General features: G+C 67.8%; 25 protein-coding genes. 14 read left to right on the top strand and 11 right to left on the bottom strand.

Annotated elements, in window-relative coordinates; translation table 11 throughout:
• Window positions 1–22 precede the first annotated feature (22 nt).
• Together dnaJ and era are read left to right on the top strand one after the other, a co-directional pair.
• Window positions 23–1,138: a molecular chaperone DnaJ gene (dnaJ, locus tag BMW51_RS08235; protein WP_093005347.1), complete on the top strand. Its 1,116-nt coding sequence runs from the start codon at window positions 23–25 to the stop codon at window positions 1,136–1,138.
• Window positions 1,135–2,055 (top strand): GTPase Era, encoded by a 921-nt coding sequence (gene era / locus BMW51_RS08230; protein WP_177171600.1) that lies wholly within the window; start codon window positions 1,135–1,137, stop codon window positions 2,053–2,055. The genes dnaJ and era overlap by 4 nt, the downstream gene beginning before the upstream one ends.
• Window positions 2,056–2,059: 4 nt before the next feature.
• On the opposite strand, the gene BMW51_RS08225 is transcribed toward era, so the two are convergent.
• On the bottom strand, window positions 2,060–2,770 hold the full coding sequence (locus BMW51_RS08225) for an NAD-dependent deacylase (protein WP_093005953.1): 711 nt from the start codon (window positions 2,768–2,770) through the stop codon (window positions 2,060–2,062).
• A 161-nt stretch (window positions 2,771–2,931) separates the two neighbouring features.
• On the opposite strand from BMW51_RS08225, the gene BMW51_RS08220 reads away from it, so the two are divergent.
• The 3 genes from BMW51_RS08220 to BMW51_RS08210 all read left to right on the top strand — a co-directional run bounded on the left by BMW51_RS08220 (window position 2,932) and on the right by BMW51_RS08210 (window position 4,404).
• Window positions 2,932–3,237: a glycine zipper 2TM domain-containing protein gene (locus BMW51_RS08220; RefSeq protein ID WP_093005951.1), complete on the top strand. Its 306-nt coding sequence runs from the start codon at window positions 2,932–2,934 to the stop codon at window positions 3,235–3,237.
• A gap of 95 nt (window positions 3,238–3,332) precedes the next feature.
• Complete coding sequence (locus tag BMW51_RS08215) at window positions 3,333–3,764, top strand: OsmC family protein (protein WP_093005345.1); 432 nt, start codon at window positions 3,333–3,335, stop codon at window positions 3,762–3,764.
• 79 nt (window positions 3,765–3,843) lie between these two features.
• On the top strand, window positions 3,844–4,404 hold the full coding sequence (locus tag BMW51_RS08210; RefSeq protein WP_093005343.1) for a glycine zipper 2TM domain-containing protein: 561 nt from the start codon (window positions 3,844–3,846) through the stop codon (window positions 4,402–4,404).
• A gap of 53 nt (window positions 4,405–4,457) precedes the next feature.
• On the opposite strand, the gene BMW51_RS08205 is transcribed toward BMW51_RS08210, so the two are convergent.
• The gene (locus tag BMW51_RS08205; protein ID WP_093005341.1) at window positions 4,458–4,679 is read right to left on the bottom strand and encodes a hypothetical protein; all 222 of its coding nucleotides are present in this window, start codon (window positions 4,677–4,679) and stop codon (window positions 4,458–4,460) included.
• A 117-nt stretch (window positions 4,680–4,796) separates the two neighbouring features.
• Here BMW51_RS08205 and BMW51_RS08200 point away from each other — a divergent pair, with 117 nt between their 5' ends.
• The 4 genes from BMW51_RS08200 to BMW51_RS08185 all read left to right on the top strand — a co-directional run bounded on the left by BMW51_RS08200 (window position 4,797) and on the right by BMW51_RS08185 (window position 7,722).
• Window positions 4,797–5,552 carry a hypothetical protein gene (locus BMW51_RS08200; protein ID WP_093005339.1) on the top strand — a complete coding sequence of 252 codons (756 nt, stop codon included), beginning with the start codon at window positions 4,797–4,799 and terminating at the stop codon, window positions 5,550–5,552.
• A gap of 87 nt (window positions 5,553–5,639) precedes the next feature.
• Window positions 5,640–6,014: a fluoride efflux transporter CrcB gene (gene crcB, locus BMW51_RS08195; protein ID WP_093005337.1), complete on the top strand. Its 375-nt coding sequence runs from the start codon at window positions 5,640–5,642 to the stop codon at window positions 6,012–6,014.
• Window positions 6,011–7,111: an RluA family pseudouridine synthase gene (locus BMW51_RS08190; protein WP_093005335.1), complete on the top strand. Its 1,101-nt coding sequence runs from the start codon at window positions 6,011–6,013 to the stop codon at window positions 7,109–7,111. Before crcB ends, BMW51_RS08190 begins: the two co-directional genes overlap by 4 nt.
• A gap of 8 nt (window positions 7,112–7,119) precedes the next feature.
• Window positions 7,120–7,722, top strand: coding sequence for an FMN-binding negative transcriptional regulator (locus tag BMW51_RS08185; protein WP_177171599.1), 603 nt, complete (start codon window positions 7,120–7,122; stop codon window positions 7,720–7,722).
• A gap of 4 nt (window positions 7,723–7,726) precedes the next feature.
• Here the strand turns inward: BMW51_RS08185 and BMW51_RS08180 are convergent, their stop codons facing one another.
• Window positions 7,727–7,927 carry a hypothetical protein gene (locus BMW51_RS08180; RefSeq protein WP_093005331.1) on the bottom strand — a complete coding sequence of 67 codons (201 nt, stop codon included), beginning with the start codon at window positions 7,925–7,927 and terminating at the stop codon, window positions 7,727–7,729.
• Window positions 7,928–8,145: 218 nt separating this feature from the next.
• On the opposite strand from BMW51_RS08180, the gene BMW51_RS08175 reads away from it, so the two are divergent.
• Genes BMW51_RS08175 through BMW51_RS08165 form a run of 3 tightly spaced genes read left to right on the top strand, consistent with a single transcriptional unit; the run spans window position 8,146 to window position 9,706 of the window.
• Window positions 8,146–8,826, top strand: a complete 681-nt coding sequence (locus BMW51_RS08175; RefSeq protein WP_093005329.1) for an HAD-IA family hydrolase — start codon at window positions 8,146–8,148, stop codon at window positions 8,824–8,826.
• The gene (locus tag BMW51_RS08170; protein ID WP_093005327.1) at window positions 8,823–9,029 is read left to right on the top strand and encodes a hypothetical protein; all 207 of its coding nucleotides are present in this window, start codon (window positions 8,823–8,825) and stop codon (window positions 9,027–9,029) included. The genes BMW51_RS08175 and BMW51_RS08170 overlap by 4 nt, the downstream gene beginning before the upstream one ends.
• A complete protein-coding gene (locus BMW51_RS08165) occupies window positions 9,026–9,706 on the top strand; it encodes an ATP12 family chaperone protein (RefSeq protein ID WP_093005325.1) in 681 nt (226 codons plus the stop codon). Before BMW51_RS08170 ends, BMW51_RS08165 begins: the two co-directional genes overlap by 4 nt.
• A gap of 21 nt (window positions 9,707–9,727) precedes the next feature.
• Here BMW51_RS08165 and gmk read toward each other — a convergent pair whose 3' ends face one another.
• From gmk to BMW51_RS08140, 5 genes are all read right to left on the bottom strand, one after another.
• Window positions 9,728–10,384 carry a guanylate kinase gene (gmk, locus tag BMW51_RS08160; protein WP_093005323.1) on the bottom strand — a complete coding sequence of 219 codons (657 nt, stop codon included), beginning with the start codon at window positions 10,382–10,384 and terminating at the stop codon, window positions 9,728–9,730.
• Window positions 10,385–10,480: 96 nt separating this feature from the next.
• Complete coding sequence (gene fghA / locus BMW51_RS08155) at window positions 10,481–11,308, bottom strand: S-formylglutathione hydrolase (protein WP_093005948.1); 828 nt, start codon at window positions 11,306–11,308, stop codon at window positions 10,481–10,483.
• Window positions 11,309–11,346: 38 nt separating this feature from the next.
• Window positions 11,347–11,748, bottom strand: coding sequence for a VOC family protein (locus BMW51_RS08150; protein WP_093005321.1), 402 nt, complete (start codon window positions 11,746–11,748; stop codon window positions 11,347–11,349).
• Window positions 11,749–11,786: 38 nt separating this feature from the next.
• The gene (locus BMW51_RS08145; RefSeq protein WP_093005319.1) at window positions 11,787–12,893 is read right to left on the bottom strand and encodes an S-(hydroxymethyl)glutathione dehydrogenase/class III alcohol dehydrogenase; all 1,107 of its coding nucleotides are present in this window, start codon (window positions 12,891–12,893) and stop codon (window positions 11,787–11,789) included.
• Window positions 12,894–12,922: 29 nt separating this feature from the next.
• The gene (locus BMW51_RS08140; protein WP_093005317.1) at window positions 12,923–14,218 is read right to left on the bottom strand and encodes a hemolysin family protein; all 1,296 of its coding nucleotides are present in this window, start codon (window positions 14,216–14,218) and stop codon (window positions 12,923–12,925) included.
• Window positions 14,219–14,413: 195 nt separating this feature from the next.
• Here BMW51_RS08140 and BMW51_RS08135 point away from each other — a divergent pair, with 195 nt between their 5' ends.
• A complete protein-coding gene (locus tag BMW51_RS08135) occupies window positions 14,414–15,097 on the top strand; it encodes a YiaD family glycine zipper/OmpA-like lipoprotein (RefSeq protein ID WP_093005315.1) in 684 nt (227 codons plus the stop codon).
• A gap of 180 nt (window positions 15,098–15,277) precedes the next feature.
• Here BMW51_RS08135 and BMW51_RS08130 read toward each other — a convergent pair whose 3' ends face one another.
• Window positions 15,278–15,706, bottom strand: coding sequence for a nucleoside deaminase (locus tag BMW51_RS08130; RefSeq protein WP_093005945.1), 429 nt, complete (start codon window positions 15,704–15,706; stop codon window positions 15,278–15,280).
• A 62-nt stretch (window positions 15,707–15,768) separates the two neighbouring features.
• Complete coding sequence (locus tag BMW51_RS08125) at window positions 15,769–16,005, bottom strand: hypothetical protein (RefSeq protein ID WP_093005313.1); 237 nt, start codon at window positions 16,003–16,005, stop codon at window positions 15,769–15,771.
• A gap of 159 nt (window positions 16,006–16,164) precedes the next feature.
• Between BMW51_RS08125 and rpmB the strand changes: the two genes are divergently transcribed.
• Complete coding sequence (gene rpmB / locus BMW51_RS08120) at window positions 16,165–16,464, top strand: 50S ribosomal protein L28 (RefSeq protein ID WP_093005311.1); 300 nt, start codon at window positions 16,165–16,167, stop codon at window positions 16,462–16,464.
• 339 nt (window positions 16,465–16,803) lie between these two features.
• Here the strand turns inward: rpmB and BMW51_RS08115 are convergent, their stop codons facing one another.
• Complete coding sequence (locus tag BMW51_RS08115; RefSeq protein WP_093005309.1) at window positions 16,804–17,766, bottom strand: esterase-like activity of phytase family protein; 963 nt, start codon at window positions 17,764–17,766, stop codon at window positions 16,804–16,806.
• Window positions 17,767–17,811 lie beyond the last annotated feature (45 nt).

Below are 17,811 nucleotides of genomic sequence, written 5' to 3'. Positions count from 1 at the left end.
GAAAGAGCCTCGAGAGGCCGGCATGAGCACCACGATCGACTATTACGAACTGCTCGAATGCGAGCGCACCGCGGACGCCGGCACGATCAAGTCGTCGTACCGCAAGCTCGCGATGAAGTACCATCCCGACAAGAATGCCGGCTGCAAGGACTCCGAGGCCAAGTTCAAGGCCGTCAGTGAGGCGTACGACTGCCTGAAAGACCCGCAGAAGCGCGCGGCGTACGACCGCTTCGGACATGCGGCGTTCCAGAACGGCGGTGGTGCCGGGCCGCAGGATTTCGGCGGCTTTTCCGACATTTTCGAGAGCGTGTTCGGCGAGTTCATGGGCGGGCGCCAGCAGGGCGGCCGCCATCAGCGCCGCGGCGCCGATCTGCGCTACGACATGGAGATCACGCTCGAGGAAGCGTATCACGGCAAGCAGAGCGACATCACCGTCGACATCTCGGTCGCGTGCGACACCTGCCACGGCTCGGGCGCGAAGCCCGGCACCCACGCGCACAGTTGCAAGACCTGCGCCGGGCACGGCAAGGTCCGCGCGCAGCAGGGCTTCTTCGTGGTCGAGCGCGCCTGCCCAGCCTGCCACGGCTCGGGCGAGGTGATCGACACGCCGTGCAGCGACTGCCGCGGCGAAGGCCGGGTCGAGCAGACCAAGACGTTGAGTGTTAATGTGCCGCCCGGCGTCGACGAGGGCACGCGCGTGCGCCTGTCGGGCGAAGGCGAAGCGGGCGCGCGCGGTGCGCCGCCGGGTGACCTCTACATCTTCCTCCACGTCAAGCGGCACAATCTGTTCGAGCGCGAGGGCACGACGCTGTTCGCGCGCGCGCCGATCAGCTTCACGACCGCGTCATTGGGCGGCACGATGTCGATCCCCGGCCTCGATGGCCGCGCGCACGAGATCCGCATCCCGCCAGGCATCCAGTCAGGCAAGCAGTTGCGCCAGCGCGGCGCGGGCATGCCGGTGCTGCAGGGCCGCGGCCACGGTGACCTCGTGATCCAGATCGACGTCGAGACACCGACCAAGCTGTCGACGCGGCAGCGTGAGTTGCTGGAGCTGTTCCGCGAGACCGAGACGGGCGAGGAATGCCCGCAGAGCCAAGGCTTCTTCTCGCGGCTCAAGAACGCGTTCGCCGGGGAGTGAGCGAAATTTCGGAAGTGAGCACGGCCGCGCAGCGCTGCGGCCTCGTCGCGGTCGTCGGCGCGCCCAACGCGGGCAAGTCGACGCTCGTCAACGCGCTTGTCGGGCAGAAGGTCGCGATCGTCAGCCCCAAGGCGCAGACGACGCGGACCAAGCTGATGGGCGTCGCGATCCGCGACGAAACGCAGTTGCTGCTGGTCGACACACCCGGCATCTTCGAGCCGAAGCGCCGCTTCGACCGCGCGATGGTCGCCGCCGCCTGGGGCGGCGCAGAGGGCGCGGACGTGATCGCGCTGGTGGTTGACGCCAAGGGCGGGCTCGGCCCCAAGGTGACCGAGATCGCCGAGGCGCTGAAAGGCCGATCCGAGCCGATCTACCTCGTGCTCAACAAGGTCGACCTCGCCGACAAGCCCAAGCTGCTGCTCCACGCCGAGCGGTTGAACGCCATGCTCCCGTTCGCCGAAACCTTCTTCATCTCCGCGCAGACCGGCGACGGCGTCAAGGAGCTGAAGGACGCGTTCGCCGCCGCGATGCCCGCGGGGCCCTGGCACTATCCTGAGGATCAAGTGTCGGATGCGAGCGAGCGCGCGCTCGCCGCCGAGGTGACGCGCGAGCAGCTCTACCTCCAGCTCCACGCCGAACTCCCCTACGCCAGCGTGGTCGAGACCGAGAAGTTCGAGGAGCGCGAGGACGGATCGGCCGAAATCCACCAGCAGATCCTGGTGGAGCGCGTGACGCAGCGCGCGATCGTGCTCGGCAAGGGCGGCGCGCGCATCCGCGAGATCGGCGCGCGCGCGCGGGCGGAGCTGGCGGTGCTGCTCGACCGCCCGGTGCACCTCTACCTGCACGTCAAGGTCAAGCCCGACTGGGACGAGGACCGCAGCGTCTACCGCGACCTGGGGCTCGACTGGGTCGACTGAGCGGTTAGCGCGCGCCCGCGCCGATCACTTCCTCGACCCAGGCAGGCACCAGCACGCTCGCGGGGCCTAGCCGCGTTTCGTCGAACCAGTCGCTGCCCGCCGACCGTTCGAGATTGAGCTCGAGCGTGCGCGCGCCGTAACGCGCCGCCAACTGCACGAACCCGGCGGCGGGGTAGACCGCGCCCGAGGTGCCGATCGAGACGAACAGGTCGGCACGTCCCAGCGCCTGCTCGATCCGATCCATCTGGTACGGCATCTCGCCGAAGAAGACGATGTCGGGGCGCAAGGCATTCTCGCCGCAGTCGGGGCACGGCGTATACGGCGGCAGCGGTCCTGCCCATGCCGTGCGTATGCCGCACAACTCGCACAATGCCGAACGCAGCTCGCCGTGCATGTGAAGCATCCGCCGCGCCCCTGCCCGCTCGTGCAGATCGTCGACATTCTGCGTCACGATCAGCAACTCGCCCGACCATGCCGCATCGAGCCCACCCAGCGCCACGTGCGCCGCATTGGGCGCGACATCATCCAGCGCCGCGCGGCGCGCATCGTAGAAGCGATGGACGAGCGTCGCATCGGCCGCGAGCGCCTCGGGCGTGCAGACATCTTCGACGCGGTGACCTTCCCATAAGCCGCCGGGTCCGCGAAAGGTGGCGATGCCGCTCTCGGCCGAGATGCCGGCGCCCGTAAGGATAACGATGTTACGGGTCTTATTCATATCTGAAGCCTGACACAGCTGGGTTCCGGTTGCCAACGCGATTGCACCCACCGTGATCTTCGCGCGCGCTTCGATGAACACGACGTTGTTTCAGGTTCATGCAACGGGTGGCAACAAGCAGTCGTTTCATCATCAACGCGAAACAAACCGGGAGAATGTTCATGCGTAATTTGATGCTTGCCCTGGGTGCGACCACGATGGTCCTGCCGACGCTGATCGCCACGACGCACGACGCCGATGCGCGCAAGCGTTATTCGTACCGCGAGTGGCGCGGCAACGACGGGCGGCTGCGTTGCCGCAAGCCGAACGGTACGACCGGGCTGGTCGTCGGCGGTGTCGCCGGTGCGCTGGTCGGGCGGACGATCGACACGCGCGGCGACCGGACGCTCGGCACCGTGCTGGGCGGTGTCGGCGGCGCGTTGGCGGGTCGTGAGATCGAGCGCAGCGGGGATCGCCGCTGCCGCTGACGCGCGGCTGAGCGCTTGCCCAATGCAACCGAAACGGACGGGTGTGGTTCTCTTCGCGGAACCGCACCCGTTCTCACATCAGCCAAGGAGCATTCATGACGGTCAGAAGCGCATCGGCTCGCTACGAAGGTCTGGGCAAGGATGGAAAGGGCCATGTCTCGACGCAGTCGGGCGTGCTGTCCGACCAGCCCTACGGCTTCAACACGCGGTTCGAGGACGAGCCCGGCACCAATCCCGAGGAGCTGATCGCCGCCGCGCATGCCAGCTGCTTCACGATGGCGCTGAGCTTCGCGCTGGCTCAGGCAGGTCACGCCGACGGAACGCTGGAGACGAGCGCGAAGGTCACGCTCGATAAGGACGGCCCGGGCTTCAAGATCAGCAAGTCGGCCCTGACGCTGGTCGCCACCGTGCCGGGCATCGACGAACAAGAGTTCGATCGTATTGCCGATGAAGCAAAGGCGAATTGCCCTGTTTCCAAGTTGTTGAACGCAGACATCTCGCTGGACAAGACGCTGAAGCCTTCGTGAACGCCGCGTAGTTTCGCGTTCACGCAACCGTTTCGGCCCCAACGGGTTCTTTCGCTATCCAACAGGATGGAGTTGTTCAATGCGTATTGCTCTTGCCGCGGCGCTGGCCGCCACCACGCTGACCGCCGTACCGGCGCTGGCACAGAACCCGTATCAGGCGAACCGTGAGTACAACCGCGACGTGCGAGATGCGCGGCGCGAGTATCGCGACAACATTCGCGATGCCGACAATCGTCGCGACGTCCGCGACGCGCGGCGCGAGTACCGCGACGACATCCGCGACGCGCGCAAGGATTATCGCCGCGACGTGCGCGACTGGCGCCAGTCGAACCGCTACGACTACAACCGGTTCGAGCCGGGCCAGCGCGGCTATTATGCCGATCGCTATTACCGTGACGGGCGCTATTACCAGACCCGCACGCTCGGGCGTAACGACCGCATCTATCGTGGCAGCGACAACCGCTATTACTGCCGCCGCAACGACGGCACGACCGGGCTGGTCGTCGGCGGTCTGGCGGGCGGCGCACTCGGCAACGTGATCGCCGGTGGTGGTTCGCGCCTGCTCGGCACGTTGATCGGTGCAGGCGGCGGCGCGCTGCTGGGTCAGTCGGTCGATCGCGGCAACGTACGCTGCCGCTGATCAGCGTCCAGTCAACGAAAAGGGCTCGGCACTGCGCCGGGCCCTTTTTCACATCAGATGATGCCGCCGCCGAGCATCAGCCGCGCGGCAAAGATGACGATCAGCACGAGGTTCAGGTTGCGCCCGCTGTTCGATGACGACAGCGCGCCGATCGCGGCGCCGACGATCGCGATCGGAATCACGAACCAGTAACCCCAGGCGAAGAACGGCAGGAACGGCACGATGCCGAGCACCAGCGCGACAAGGCCGATCAGGATCGATAGAATGTTGAACATGAGCCTGATGTGGTCGCCTTCTTGGTGTCTTGCAAGAGTGACACACACTTTGTCACACCGTTCCTTAACGGCCGCACGCGCATAGGCGGACGGATCGCTTCAACTGCGCTGGACCCAATGACGCGCTTTCTCCTGCCCTGCTTTCTCGCGCTCGCCCTTGCCGGTTGTGGCAAGAACCCCGACCAAGCCAGTACGCCCGTTCCCGCGGCAGTTGCGACGAGCACTGCCGCCTCGGCACCCGCCGCCGACCCGGCACTGACCGCGGCGTTGCGCGACCAGATCATGGTCGACCCCGCGCTGGTGCAGCAGGCCAATGCCGACACCGTGCGCCCGCCGACGCAGCCGCAGAGCGGTGCCGTCCCGCCGGTCGACATCGCCGCCGCCGCGCATGCCCAACCTGCCGCGCTCACGACGCCACCGGGCGAGACGCTGCGCACGGCGCCTGCCGCGGTCGGCACCTGTCGCCAGTGCGCGATCGCGCGGCGCTCGCTGACACTCGGCGCGCTCGCCGAGGCGCAAGGAGGGCGCGCCGGCCAGTGCGCCGCGAACGTCGATTATTCCGCCGGCTGGGCCAACCGCCTGCCGCGCGGGCTGCCGCTCTACCCCGACGCGCGCGTGACCGAAGCGGCCGGGGCCGATGGGCAAGGCTGCGCGCTGCGCGTCGTCAGCTTCTCCACCGCGGCACCGATGCAGCGGCTGCTCGACTGGTATTACACTAAAGCCTCAGACGCAGGCTACACGGCCGAGCATCACGCCGACGGGGCCGAGCACGTGCTGGCGGGCAATCGTCGCGGTGGCGGCACCTTCATGGCGACGATGCGCGCGCGGCAGGACGGCGGCACCGACATCGACCTGATGGCGGACGGCGACTGACACGGCAGCGAGCGCGCCGATCAAGGCGCGTTCCGCCGATCGCCACCCCGCATTCCTTTCACGACGATTTCGGGATAGGGCGCATGGATGAATGCGCTTCTTCCCGTCATGGCAGGCGGCGCGCTCGGCTCGGCCGGGCGCTACCTGACCGGACGCTTCACGCTCTCGCTGCTCGGCCCCGATTGGCCGTGGGGCACGATGACCGTCAATCTCGTCGGCGGATTGCTGATGGGCGTGCTGACCGGCGTGCTGGCGCGCGTGTCCGCGCCCGAGGGCTGGCGGCTGTTCCTCGGGATCGGCGTGCTGGGCGGGTTCACGACCTTCTCGTCCTTCTCGCTCGACACCGTCAACATGATCGAGCGCGGCGCGATCCTGCCCGCGTTCGGCTATGTCGCCGCGTCGGTAATCGGCGCGATCGTAGCGCTGTTCGCGGGCCTGTCGATCGTGCGAGGTGTTGCGTGAACAAGCTCGTCGAGAATGTCCGCCAGTTCGTCATCGCCCCCGACGACGACGGCATTCGCGTCGATCGCTGGTTCAAGCGGCACCTCGATGCGACCAGCTTCACCACGGTCGCGAAATGGGCACGGACCGGGCAGTTGCGGCTCGACGGCGCGCGGGTCGGCCCCGGCGACCGCGTTCAGGCGGGGCAGATGCTGCGCATCCCGCCGGTCGAGGCGGTGCGCACCACCGCACGGCCGCAGCGCGAGCGCACGCCGCTGACCGCCGACGAAGAGGCATTCGCGCGCGAGATGGTGATCCACCGCGATCCCCAGGCGCTGGTGCTCAACAAACCGCCGGGGCTGGCGACGCAGGGCGGTACCAAGACGACCGCGCACGTCGACGGGCTGCTCGACGCGTTGCAGGACGATCTGGACGGTCGGCCCAAGCTGGTCCATCGCTTGGATAAGGATACGTCGGGCGCGCTGCTGGTCGCGCGCACGTCGCGTGCGGCGGCGTTCTTCGCCAAGGCATTTTCGGGCCGCACCGCCAAGAAGGTGTATTGGGCGCTGGTCGTCGGCGTGCCGTCGATCGACGACGGCATGATCGAGCTGCCGATCGCCAAGCAGCCCGGCACCGGCGGCGAGAAGATGCACGTCGATGAGGCCGAGGGTCAGGCGGCGCGCAGCCGCTACCGCGTGATTGAGCGTGCGGGCAACCGCACCTGCTGGGTCGAGCTGCAGCCGCTGACCGGGCGGACGCACCAGCTGCGCGTCCACATGGCGGCGATCGGCCACCCGATCGTCGGCGACGGCAAGTACGGCGGTCCGGCGGCGTTTCTGACCGGCGGGATCAGCCGCAAGATGCACCTGCACGCGCGCCGCATCCGCGTCGATCACCCCGACGGCGGCGAGATCGACGTGACCGCGGAGCTGCCGCAGCATTTCGCCGAGAGCCTGGCGAGCCTGGGGTTCGAGGAGATGGCGGGCAATTCGATGCCGATCAACGACTTTGTACCCCCGACGCGCGAGGAGAAGAAGGCGAAGGCGCGCGCGCATGCCAAGGGCGTGCGCAAGGCGCGGCGCGGCGAGCGGCGCGGGCGCGGCAGCCGCGACGACTGAGCGCCGGCGTGCATCCGGACCCCGCGTTTCGGATCGACGCGGCCGCGTGCCGCCGCATCGCGCGAGCGACCGCGTTCGCGCACGTCTTCGTTCTCGGGGCTAGCGGCGCGGGCGTCATCCACGCGCCGTGCACGCTCGACGAGGCGGGCGACCTGCGCTTCCACTGTTCGCGCCGCAACCGCGTCGAGCCGATGCTGGCCGGCGCGCGCGTAATCGCATCGTTCAGCCCCGTCGACGGTTATGTCAGCCCAGATTGGTACGAGACGGCCGCGCAGGTGCCGACGTGGAACTACGTCGCGGTCGAGGCAGAGGGCGTGATCGAACCGCTATCGCGCGACGCGCTGAACGCGCAGATCGAGGCGCTGGCCGCCGCCGAGCACGAGGCGCGGCTGGCGCCCAAACCGGCTTGGACGACCGACAAGGTGCCTGCCGCATCGATCGAGCGGATGCTCGACGCGATCCAGGGCTATCTGATCCGCGTCGAGATGTGGCGGGGTACCGCCAAATTGTCGCAGAACAAGCCGGCCAGCGACCGCAACGGCGTCGAAGCGGCGTTGCGGGCTGCCGGGCGCAGTGACTTGGCGAAGGCGATGGCGGATCGCCGGAACTGACCAATCAGACGGCGGCGGCGCTCAGGTAGCTCCAGCCGGCGTAACCGAACAGCAGCAGCGACGCCGCGCTGGTGATCCCGACCAGTACGTAGCCGATCGCGGACAGCATTGCGGGATTGGGTCGGCTGAGCTTCGCGTTGCGCGACGCCCCCGACATGACAAAGGTCAACAACAGGCCGTAGGTAAAGGCAACCGCACCGAACATCAGATCTCACCCGCTTCGGCCACCCTTCCCCGCGGCCGAAACAGCGTTAATCATATCGGAATTAACGAACCTAGCCGTGCGGTGGACGTTCGTCGTGGCAGAACAACGGCTTGTCGCTAGCGCAGGATCGTTCGACGAACACGAACATTGTAGCGGCCCTTTGCGCTGATGACGTGGTCGATGACAGGCGTGACGCGATGCTGCTAGGGGGGCGAGCCATGCTCCGTGCCCCCGTCCGCCTCGCCATCTTCGACTGTGACGGCACACTCGTCGACAGCCACGCCAACATCTGCCGCGCGATGGAGGCGGCATTCGCGGGCGTGCGTGTCGAGGCGCCGTCGCGTGAGGCGATCCGCGGCATCGTCGGGTTGAGCCTGGTCGAGGCCGTCGCCGCGCTGGCCCCAGACGCGGAGGCGGATTTCCACTCCAGAGTGGCGGAGGATTACAAGACGGCATTCCAGCGGATGCGCGCCGACGGGCTGCTGGACGCCGAGCCGCTGTACGACGGGCTGGTAGAGGCGCTCGACGTGCTCGCCGATGAAGGCTGGGCCTTCGGCGTGGCGACGGGCAAGTCCGATCGCGGGCTGGCGCACGTGCTGGCGCATCACGGACTCGCCGACCGCTTCGTCACGTTGCAGACGGCCGACCGCCATCCGTCGAAACCGCATCCGTCGATGATCCATGCCGCGATGGAACAGGCGGGCACCGATCCCCATCTGACCGTCATGATCGGCGATACGAGCTACGACATGGAGATGGCGCGCGCGGCGAACGTGCGCGCGATCGGCGTCACCTGGGGGTACCATGACGAGGCTCTGCTGCGCGCGGGCGGCGCCGACGTGATCGTCCGCCGCTACGCCGACCTTCACCGCGCCATGACAGGTGAGGTGGCCGCGTGAGCGATCCCGCACTGCCGCGCTGGGCGGCCCTGTCGGCGGTGCGCATCATCGGCAGTTTCGGTGCGGTGCTGGGCGTGATTTTGGTCGGTCGCGCGGAGACGACGGGGCCGAAGGTGCTGGGTGTCGCGATCGTGCTCGCCGCGATGTGGATGCTGGCAACGGTCCCGCGTGCGCTCGCTGCGCGCTGGCGGAGTCCGAAATGAAGCGGTTCTGGCGCGAGGTCACGGTCGACGACGACCAGGCCATCCGGCTCGACGATCGCCCGGTCCGCACGCCCGGGCGCGCGCCGCTGGCGTTGCCTACCACCGCACTGTCGCACGCCGTGGCGGAGGAATGGCGCGCGGTGGGCGACACGGTCGACCCACGAACGATGCCGTTGACCGGGCTCGCCAACGCCGCGATCGACCGAGTCGCGCCCGACGCCGCCGCGTTCACGCGCGGGCTCGCCGCTTATGCCGACAGCGACCTGCTCTACTACCGGGCCGACCAGCCCGCCGAGCTGGTGGCGCGGCAGGCGGCGACGTGGAACCCGCTGCTCGATTGGGCGCGGGATCGCTTCGACGTGCATTTCGAGCCGGTTGCTGGCGTCATCCACCACGCGCAGCCCGCCGCGACGGTGCAGCGATTGAGCGACGCGATATCGGTGCGCGATGCCTTCGCGCTCGCCCCGATGTCGCCGCTGGTGACGATCACCGGTACCTTGGTCGGCACACTCGCGCTCGCGGAAGGCGCGATCGACGCCGACGCATTGTGGAACGCCGCGCACGTCGATGAGGATTGGCAGGCGGAGTTATGGGGTGAGGACAGCCTGGCTACGCAAGCGCGCGATCATCGTCGGCGCGAGTTCGACGCCGCGGTGCAGTTCCTGTCGCTGCTCTAACGCGCCGATCGCGCCCAGCGGTCAGGCGGGGGTGCGCAGCTTGCGGATGAAGCCGATCAATCCGGTCTGACGCGACCGCTTCAGCCGCTCCGCCGCCAGGATCGTGCGCACCTTGGCATAGCATTGCTCGACGTCGTCGTTGACCAGCACGTAGTCGTAGCCGTCCCAGTGGCTGATCTCGTTCGAGGCGCGCGCCATGCGACGGTCGATCACCTCGATCGCATCGGTATTGCGGTTGAGCAGCCGCTTGTGCAGTTCCTCCATCGACGGCGGCAGGATGAAGACGCGGACCACGTCGCCGCCTGCGATCTGGTGCAACTGCTGCGCGCCCTGCCAGTCGATGTCGAACAGCACGTCCTTGCCCGCGGCCAGCATGTCCTCGACCGGCCCACGCGGCGTGCCGTAGCGCTGATCGAACACGTGCGCCCATTCGAGAAACTCGTGCGCCGACACCATCTCGCGAAAGCGATCGAGCGAGACGAAGTGATAGTCGCGCCCGTCCTGTTCGCCCGGCCGGATCGCGCGCGTCGTCGCCGACACCGACAGCGACAGCTCGGGTTCGCTCGCCAGCAGTTTGCGCGCGATCGTCGACTTGCCCGCGCCCGACGGCGAGGACAGCACGAACAGCACGCCGCGCCGCTTGAAATTGTGGGTGTCGGGGTGGGGAGCGCCGTCCATGCGTGCCTGTGGCCCCTGCGCTGCCGCCGCGTCAAGTCGCGGGAGCGGATGCCGGTACGGTTCCGCGGGGTCGTGGCCCCGCGGACACGCCATCGCCTACCCCAGCCGCGCGGCGTGCCAGGCGATGTGATCAGCCATGAAGGTCGACACGAACAGGTAGCTGTGATCGTAGCCGGGCTGCATCCTGAGATCGAGCGCGATGCCCGCATCGGCGCAGGCGCGCTGGAGCAGTTCGGGGCGAAGCTGCTCGGACAAGAAAATGTCCGCGTCGCCCTGATCGACCAGCAGCTCCGCGACACGCGCGCCGTCTTCGATCAGCGCCACCGCGTCGTGGCGGCGCTTGGCCGCGGGGTCATCGCCCAGATAGCGGTGGAGCGCGCGGCCCCACGGCACCTGTGTCGGTGCGACGATCGGGGCGAAGGCGGAGACCGAGCGGAACCGGTCGGGATAGGTCAGCGCGATCGTCAGCGCGCCGTGCCCGCCCATCGAGTGGCCGGTGATGCCCTGCCGCGCCATGTCGATTGGGAACGACGCCGCGACGAGTGCCGGCAGTTCCTCGGTCACGTAGCGCCACATCCGGTAGTTTGCCGACCACGGCGCCTGCGTCGCATCGACGTAGAAGCCCGCGCCCTGCCCGAAATCCCACGCGTCATCGTCGGGTACGTCTTGCCCGCGCGGGCTGGTGTCGGGCGCGACGAAGATGACGCGGCGACGGGCACAAGCGGCGCGAAACTCGCCCTTATCGGTCACATTGGCGTGGGTGCAGGTCAGCCCCGACAAGTACCAGATGACCGGCAGCCGCTCGCCCGGCGCATGCTCGGGCACGAAGACCGAGAAGGTCATCGTCGTGCCCGTAGCGGCGGAGGCGTGGCGGTACACGCCCTGCACCCCGCCGTGCGACCGGGCGGTGGAAACCGTTTCCAGTCCTGCCCCGACGTCGGCTGCGGCTGCCTGCGCCTGACTCACGCCCGGGTCGAAGCCTCTGCCGGCATGCGGTGCAGCGCGCACAGCTTGTTGCCGTCGGGATCGCGCAAATAGGCGAGGTACAGGCTCATCCCGCCGCCGCTGCGCACGCCCGGCGCGTCCTCGATCGCAGTGCCGCCGGCCGCGACGCCTGCCTCGTGCCAGGCATGCGCCTGCTCGGGACCGGTCACCTGAAAACCGATCGTGCTGCCGTTGCCGTGCGTCGCCGCCTCGCCGTCGATCGGCTTAGTCACCAGGAACAGGCTGCCGTTGTGGCTGTAGATCAGCCGGCCCTTCGGATCCTTGAACCCCGGCTTGCCGCCGAGCGACCCGAACAGCGCGTCGTAGAATGTCTTTGATCGATCGAGGTCGTTCGACCCGACCATCATGTGGCTGAACATCGTCACTCTCCTTATGTGGCCGCTCTACCTTGGCGGCGTCAGTAGATCACCACGCTGCGGATCGACTCGCCCGCGTGCATCAGGTCGAAGCCCTTGTTGATCTCGTCGAGGCTCAACCGGTGCGTGATCATCGGGTCGATCTCGATCAAGCCGTTCATGTACCAGTCGACAATTTTCGGCGTGTCGGTGCGCCCGCGCGCGCCGCCGAACGCGGTGCCGCGCCAGACGCGCCCGGTGACGAGCTGGAACGGGCGCGTCGCGATCTCCTTGCCCGCTTCCGCCACGCCGATGACGATCGATTCGCCCCAGCCGCGGTGGGCCGATTCGAGCGCCTGACGCATCACCACCGTGTTGCCGGTGCAATCGAACGTATAATCGCCGCCACCGTCAGTCATCGCGATCAGATGCTGGACGACGTCGCCGACTTGCCTGGGATTGACGAAGGCGGTCATGCCGAAGCGGCGGCCCCATTCCTCGCGGTCGGGATTGATGTCGACCCCGATGATGTGGAGCGCGCCGGCGAGCTTCGCGCCCTGGATCACGTTCAGCCCGATGCCGCCCAGCCCGAACACGATCACGGTCGAGCCCGGCTCGACCTTGGCGGTATTGACCACGGCGCCGACGCCCGTTGTCACGCCGCAACCGACGTAGCAGCTGGTGTCGAACGGCGCGTCGGTGCGGATCTTGGCGACCGCGATATCGGGCAGCACGGTGAAGTTCGAGAAGGTCGAGCAGCCCATATAGTGGAAGATCGGCTGCCCCTTGTAGCTGAAGCGCGTCGTGCCGTCGGGCATCAGCCCCTTGCCCTGCGTGGCGCGGATTGCGGTGCACAGGTTGGTCTTCTGGCTCAGGCACGACTTACACTGGCGGCATTCGGGCGTGTAGAGCGGGATGACGTGGTCGCCGACCGCGACGCTCGTCACGCCCGCGCCGACCTCGCGCACGATCCCGGCGCCCTCGTGGCCGAGCACGCTGGGGAACAACCCCTCCGAATCGAGGCCATCGAGCGTATAGGCGTCGGTGTGGCAGATGCCGGTCGCCATGATCTCGACCAGCACCTCGCCGGCTTTCGGTCCTTCGAGGTCGAGCTCGACGATCTCCAGCGGCTTCTTCGCCTCGAACGCGACAGCTGCGCGAGTTTTCATGTGTCTTCCTCTACTCTTGGTCGAAGGCCTCAGGCCGCGCTGACCAGCAATTTGTCGATGCGGCGGCCGTCGAGGTCGACCACCTCGAAGCGCCAGCCCTGTTCCTCGAAATGCTCACCCTCACCCGGCAGCTTGCGGAAGGCGGCGAGCGCGAGGCCGGCAACCGTCGCATAGTCGCGGTCGTCGGGCAGATCGATCCCGAGCCGCTCGGCCAGCGCATCCGCCGCCATCGTGCCCGCGACCAGCAGCGAGCCGTCCTCGCGCTCGACCACATTGGGTGCCTCGTCCGGGTCGGCGTCGGAGGCGAACTCGCCCGCGATCGCAGCGAGCAGGTTGGCGGGCGTTACCACGCCCTCGAAATGTCCGTATTCGTCGTGGATCAGCGCCATCGGCACGTCGGCGCGGCGCAAAGCATCGAGCGCGTCCATCGCGTCGATCTGGTCGACCACCACCGGCGCCTTGCGCACCAACGTGGCGAGATCGAGCGCGTCGCCGCGGAACAGCGCCGCCGCCACGTCGCGCGCCTGCACCACGCCGACGACCGCGTCGATCGACCCGTCACCCACCGGCAGGCGGCTGTGCGGCGATGCGAGCAGCTTCGCGCGCAGCTCCGCCTCTCCCAGCGTCATGTCGATCCAGTCGACATCGGTGCGCGGCGTCATCACCTCGCGCACCGGTCGGTCGGCGAGCCGCACCACGCCCGAGATGATCGAGCGCTCGTGCTCCTCGATCACCCCCGACTTGCTCGCCTCCGCGACGATCAGGTGCAGTTCCTCGGCGGTGACCTGATCCTCGTTCTCGCGGTTGAGGCGCAGCAATTTGAAGATCAGCGCGCTGCTCTGGTCGAGCAGCCAACCGAGCGGCTTGGTCACGGTCGCGATATAGGTCATCGGCAGCGCGACGACGCTGGCGATCGCCTCGGGCGCACGCAGCGCGAACTGCTTGGGCACCAGTTCGCCGATGATCAGCGACGCGTAGGTAGTCAGCCCGATGACGAGCGCGAAGCCGACCGTTTCCGCGGTCTGGTGCGACAGCCCGAGCGCCTCGAGCCGCGCCGCGGTCGGCGTGCCGAGGCTCGCACCCGAATAGGCGCCCGCCAGGATGCCGATCAGCGTGATGCCGATCTGCACCGTCGACAGGAACTTGCCGGGGTCGGCCGCGAGTTTGATCGCGGCGGCAGCGCCGCGCCGGCCCGCACGCGCCATCGCCTCCAGCCGCGCCTTGCGCACGGACACGATTGCGAGCTCGCTCATCGCGAAGATGCCATTCAGCGCGACCAGCGCGAGAATGATCAGGACGTCGAACCAGGGGAACGGCGGTAACATGGCTGCCGACACCCTTGGCGGCAAACGCGGCGACGAACAATCGCTTTATCGCCAACTTAGGTGCGACACCGAGCGGAGCAGGTGTCAGCCCGCGTTCAGCACCCTGGGTTCAGTGCAAGGCCCTTCGGTTCATAAGCGGAACAATCGCCGCCATCGTCCCGTTTCGGTCGCATGGGTTTCGTGAAAGGGAGAAGAATGAAGCTGCCGTCCAAGTTCCTGGCTGCCGCGGCGACACTGTCGCTGGTCACCACCGCTGCCTGCACCACCGACCCGGAGACGGGCGAGCGCCGCATCAGCAAGACCGCGATCGGCGGCATCGGCGGCGCGCTGGGCGGTTATCTGCTGGGCGATCTGGTCGGCGGACGCCGCGATCGGACCGAGAAGATCATCGGCGCAGGGCTTGGCGGCATCGCGGGTGCGGGCATCGGCGCGTACATGGACAAGCAGGAGCGCGAGATGCGCGCGCGCACCGCGGGCACCGACGTGGAAGTGGTGCGCCAGGGTGACGACCTGCTGCTCAACATCCCGTCGGGCATCAACTTTGCCTACAATTCGGCGAACGTGCAGCCGCAGTTCCGCTCGACGCTCGACAAGGTCGCGTCGGTCCTCGCCGATTACCCGCAGACGTATATCGACGTCTACGGCCATACCGATTCGACCGGTAGCGACACGTACAATCAGGATCTGTCGGAGCGGCGCGCGGTGTCCGTCGCCGATTACCTGTCGAGCCACGGCGTCCAGTCGGCGCGTATCGCGACCAAGGGCTTCGGCGAGACGCAGCCGATCGAGTCGAACGAGACCGAGCAGGGCCGCGCCGCCAACCGCCGCGTCGAGATCAAGGTCGTGCCGATCTCGCAGAGCGATCTGCCGCCGCGCTGACCGCGGGCTGACGACGAGAATATGGGAGCGGCGTGGTCACGATCACGCCGCTCCTTTCGTTTAAGCGTGGCTGGATGGCCCGCCAGCAGCAATAATAGCTGTGGCGCACGTCAGCCTAACTGCGGACTGACGCCATCGTCGCCGCGTCGTCAGTGCGATCTAAAGCTCGTGGGTTGTTGCTCACCGCCGCGCGGCGAAGAAGTCGCGCAGCAGCGCGCTCGCTTCGCGTTCGCCGATGCCTGCGAATACCTCGGGGCGATGGTGACAGGTCGGCTGCGCGAAGAAGCGTGCGCCGTGCGCGACCGCGCCGCCCTTCTCGTCGTCTGCGCCATAGTAGAGCCGCGCGATCCGGGCGTGAGAGATCGCGCCCGCACACATCGTGCACGGCTCCAGCGTCACCCACAGGTCGCAGTCGCCCAGTCGGTCGCGTCCGAGTACTTGCGCCGCGCGCCTGATCGCCAGCATCTCGGCGTGCGCGGTCGGATCGAGCAGCGCGCGCGGCGCATTGGCGGCGACGGCGATGATCGTTCCGGCATGGACCACTACCGCGCCGACCGGCACCTCGCCCGCATGTGCCGCAGCCGCAGCAGCGTCGAGCGCGGCCCGCATCGCGGAAGGCAGAGGGAACATGCGCAGCCCCGTGCCGCAGTCGGCGGCGCGATGGAAGCGGCTTACTGCTGCGGTGCCGGCTCGCCGGGCTTCTGCACCTTCACGTCGGGTACGGCGACGGTCTTGTTCTCGGTGCCGACCGAGATGCGACCGACATCGGCGTTGAACCTCGGCGCCTGCCCGCCCTCGATCCGCGGCAGCTGCGCGGACTGGGTCTGATCGAAGCGCAGGAAGCCCGTCAGCAGCGCGGCGAGAACCAGCAGTGCGACGATACCCAGCATGACCAGAAATGCGCGCATGATTTGTTCTCCCCATCGATTCGCTACCGCAACAACGCGCTTTGTCGGCGCGGGTTGCAGCGGTATGAGGAACGCCTGACACGCTGCTGACTTGACCGCAGGGCGGATCGCCACTATCGGCACCGGCTTTCCGGGCAACCGTATTTCAGGATTTCAACCATGTCGCGCATCTGCGAGCTGACCGGCAAGGGCCGGCAGGTGGGTAACAACGTTTCCCACGCCAACAACAAGACCAAGCGCACGTTCCTGCCGAACCTGCAGAACGTCACGCTGATCTCCGACGCGCTCGACCGCTCGGTGCGCCTGCGCGTGTCGACCAACGGCCTGCGCTCGGTCGAACACAACGGCGGGCTCGACAACTGGCTGGTCAAGACCAACGACGAGAAGCTGTCGCTGAAGGCACGTCGCCTCAAGCGCGAGATCGTCAAGAAGCGCGCCGCGGAGCCCGTCGCCGCTTAATTGCACCCGCGTGACGGTGTCGAACGGCCTGCTACCGCAAGGTAGCGGGCCGCTTCGCGTTGGGCTGGTCTAGGGTCAGGACCTATAACCGATAATGGTCGTGATCGCCCGGAGGAGGCCGCCGACGAGAAGCGCAGCGCAGACGCGTAGCTGAAGCTACGCGCAAGCAAGCGACGACGCTCGGCGACCTCCTCCGGGCGACCGCTCCGCGGCGGGCCGATTTTGGCGCTAGGACGTCGTCGCTCGTCGATCACGATGCGCTGCATCGCTCCCTCCTCGCTCCTCACCTGACACCAAAATCGGCTACGTCACGACCGTTGCCGGTTATGCGTCCTGACCCTAGTCCAAACGAAACTTCATCAGCAACGTCGGGCGATACCATGCAAGATCGTTGTCGGTGACCACCCACAGCATCGTGCGGCCATGCTCGCGTGTCACCGCCAGCCCTTCCGGGTTCTCACCGAGCAGCGGCGGCCCCCAGCGCGCAATCTCTTTGCCCTCAACCGTGGCACCCGCGCGCAACGCCGCTTGCGGGATACGCACCAGCACCGCGTCGAAGCGTAGCCGGCTGAACCGGCGATTGAGCACCAGCAGGTCACCGTTCGGCAGCACCGCGGCGTCGCTCGGATTGTAGCCGGCGGGCGGGCGGTAGCGGAAGCGTTCGACTCGCGTACCCTGCACCGTCGGATCGCCGCTGAAGATCAGCGCCTGCCGCAAACGGCCCTTTCCCTTCGCGCGCGCCTGTTCGCTGATGACGACGAAGCGCCCGTCGCGCAGTCGCACCATCGCTTCGGCACCGCCGTTCATCGGCCATTTGCGCATCGGTGGCGGGACTGTGTGCGACTCGGCACGCCGCAGGTCGGCGGAATAGCGCCAGATCGCGTTAGCGCGTTCGTAGCCGATCCACGCACGCCCGCTCGCCGGATCGATCGCCAGCGACTCGGTGTCGCGGCTCTCCTTTGCCCAACCCGTGCCGGGTCCATCCGGCAACGCACCCGCTGCCCGCGTGAGGAGGCGATTGCCGCTGATCTCGAAGCGGACGTAATTGCCGCCGTCGCTCAGCAGCGTAGCCGCGCCGTTCCTTACCGCCACCGCGGAGAAGCCACCGAACGCTGGATCGCGCGACCACAAACGCATCGCCCCGATCGGCGTCAACGCGCCGACACGGCGGGGCCAGCCACCGTCCGGCACGTAAGCGGCGGCGTGGACGACCGCGTCGGAGGCGATGATCGGCAACCGGTCGGTTCCGCTCCAGCCGGGGACGAGGGCGAGGACCAGCGCGATCGAGAACGGCCATTTCACCCGCCCGCTCTTAGGGGCGTGTCGTTCATCCGCCTACCCGCCGCC

It is taken from the genome of Sphingomonas palmae (assembly GCF_900109565.1).
Classification (GTDB): Bacteria; Pseudomonadota; Alphaproteobacteria; order Sphingomonadales; family Sphingomonadaceae; genus Sphingomonas; species Sphingomonas palmae.
This window is presented reverse-complemented; position numbering and strand designations above follow the sequence as displayed.

What these genes read in the sequence shown, in the direction of transcription:
- dnaJ (WP_093005347.1), top strand. Translation starts at nt 23, where the DNA reads ATGAGCACCACGATCGACTATTACGAACTGCTCGAATGCGAGCGCACC.
- BMW51_RS08225 (WP_093005953.1), bottom strand. Translation starts at nt 2,770, where the DNA reads ATGAATAAGACCCGTAACATCGTTATCCTTACGGGCGCCGGCATCTCG.
- BMW51_RS08220 (WP_093005951.1), top strand. Translation starts at nt 2,932, where the DNA reads ATGCGTAATTTGATGCTTGCCCTGGGTGCGACCACGATGGTCCTGCCG.
- BMW51_RS08215 (WP_093005345.1), top strand. Translation starts at nt 3,333, where the DNA reads ATGACGGTCAGAAGCGCATCGGCTCGCTACGAAGGTCTGGGCAAGGAT.
- BMW51_RS08210 (WP_093005343.1), top strand. Translation starts at nt 3,844, where the DNA reads ATGCGTATTGCTCTTGCCGCGGCGCTGGCCGCCACCACGCTGACCGCC.
- BMW51_RS08205 (WP_093005341.1), bottom strand. Translation starts at nt 4,679, where the DNA reads ATGTTCAACATTCTATCGATCCTGATCGGCCTTGTCGCGCTGGTGCTC.
- BMW51_RS08200 (WP_093005339.1), top strand. Translation starts at nt 4,797, where the DNA reads ATGACGCGCTTTCTCCTGCCCTGCTTTCTCGCGCTCGCCCTTGCCGGT.
- crcB (WP_093005337.1), top strand. Translation starts at nt 5,640, where the DNA reads ATGAATGCGCTTCTTCCCGTCATGGCAGGCGGCGCGCTCGGCTCGGCC.
- BMW51_RS08180 (WP_093005331.1), bottom strand. Translation starts at nt 7,927, where the DNA reads ATGTTCGGTGCGGTTGCCTTTACCTACGGCCTGTTGTTGACCTTTGTC.
- BMW51_RS08175 (WP_093005329.1), top strand. Translation starts at nt 8,146, where the DNA reads ATGCTCCGTGCCCCCGTCCGCCTCGCCATCTTCGACTGTGACGGCACA.
- BMW51_RS08165 (WP_093005325.1), top strand. Translation starts at nt 9,026, where the DNA reads ATGAAGCGGTTCTGGCGCGAGGTCACGGTCGACGACGACCAGGCCATC.
- gmk (WP_093005323.1), bottom strand. Translation starts at nt 10,384, where the DNA reads ATGGACGGCGCTCCCCACCCCGACACCCACAATTTCAAGCGGCGCGGC.
- BMW51_RS08150 (WP_093005321.1), bottom strand. Translation starts at nt 11,748, where the DNA reads ATGTTCAGCCACATGATGGTCGGGTCGAACGACCTCGATCGATCAAAG.
- BMW51_RS08145 (WP_093005319.1), bottom strand. Translation starts at nt 12,893, where the DNA reads ATGAAAACTCGCGCAGCTGTCGCGTTCGAGGCGAAGAAGCCGCTGGAG.
- BMW51_RS08140 (WP_093005317.1), bottom strand. Translation starts at nt 14,218, where the DNA reads ATGTTACCGCCGTTCCCCTGGTTCGACGTCCTGATCATTCTCGCGCTG.
- BMW51_RS08135 (WP_093005315.1), top strand. Translation starts at nt 14,414, where the DNA reads ATGAAGCTGCCGTCCAAGTTCCTGGCTGCCGCGGCGACACTGTCGCTG.
- BMW51_RS08130 (WP_093005945.1), bottom strand. Translation starts at nt 15,706, where the DNA reads ATGCGGGCCGCGCTCGACGCTGCTGCGGCTGCGGCACATGCGGGCGAG.
- BMW51_RS08125 (WP_093005313.1), bottom strand. Translation starts at nt 16,005, where the DNA reads ATGCGCGCATTTCTGGTCATGCTGGGTATCGTCGCACTGCTGGTTCTC.
- rpmB (WP_093005311.1), top strand. Translation starts at nt 16,165, where the DNA reads ATGTCGCGCATCTGCGAGCTGACCGGCAAGGGCCGGCAGGTGGGTAAC.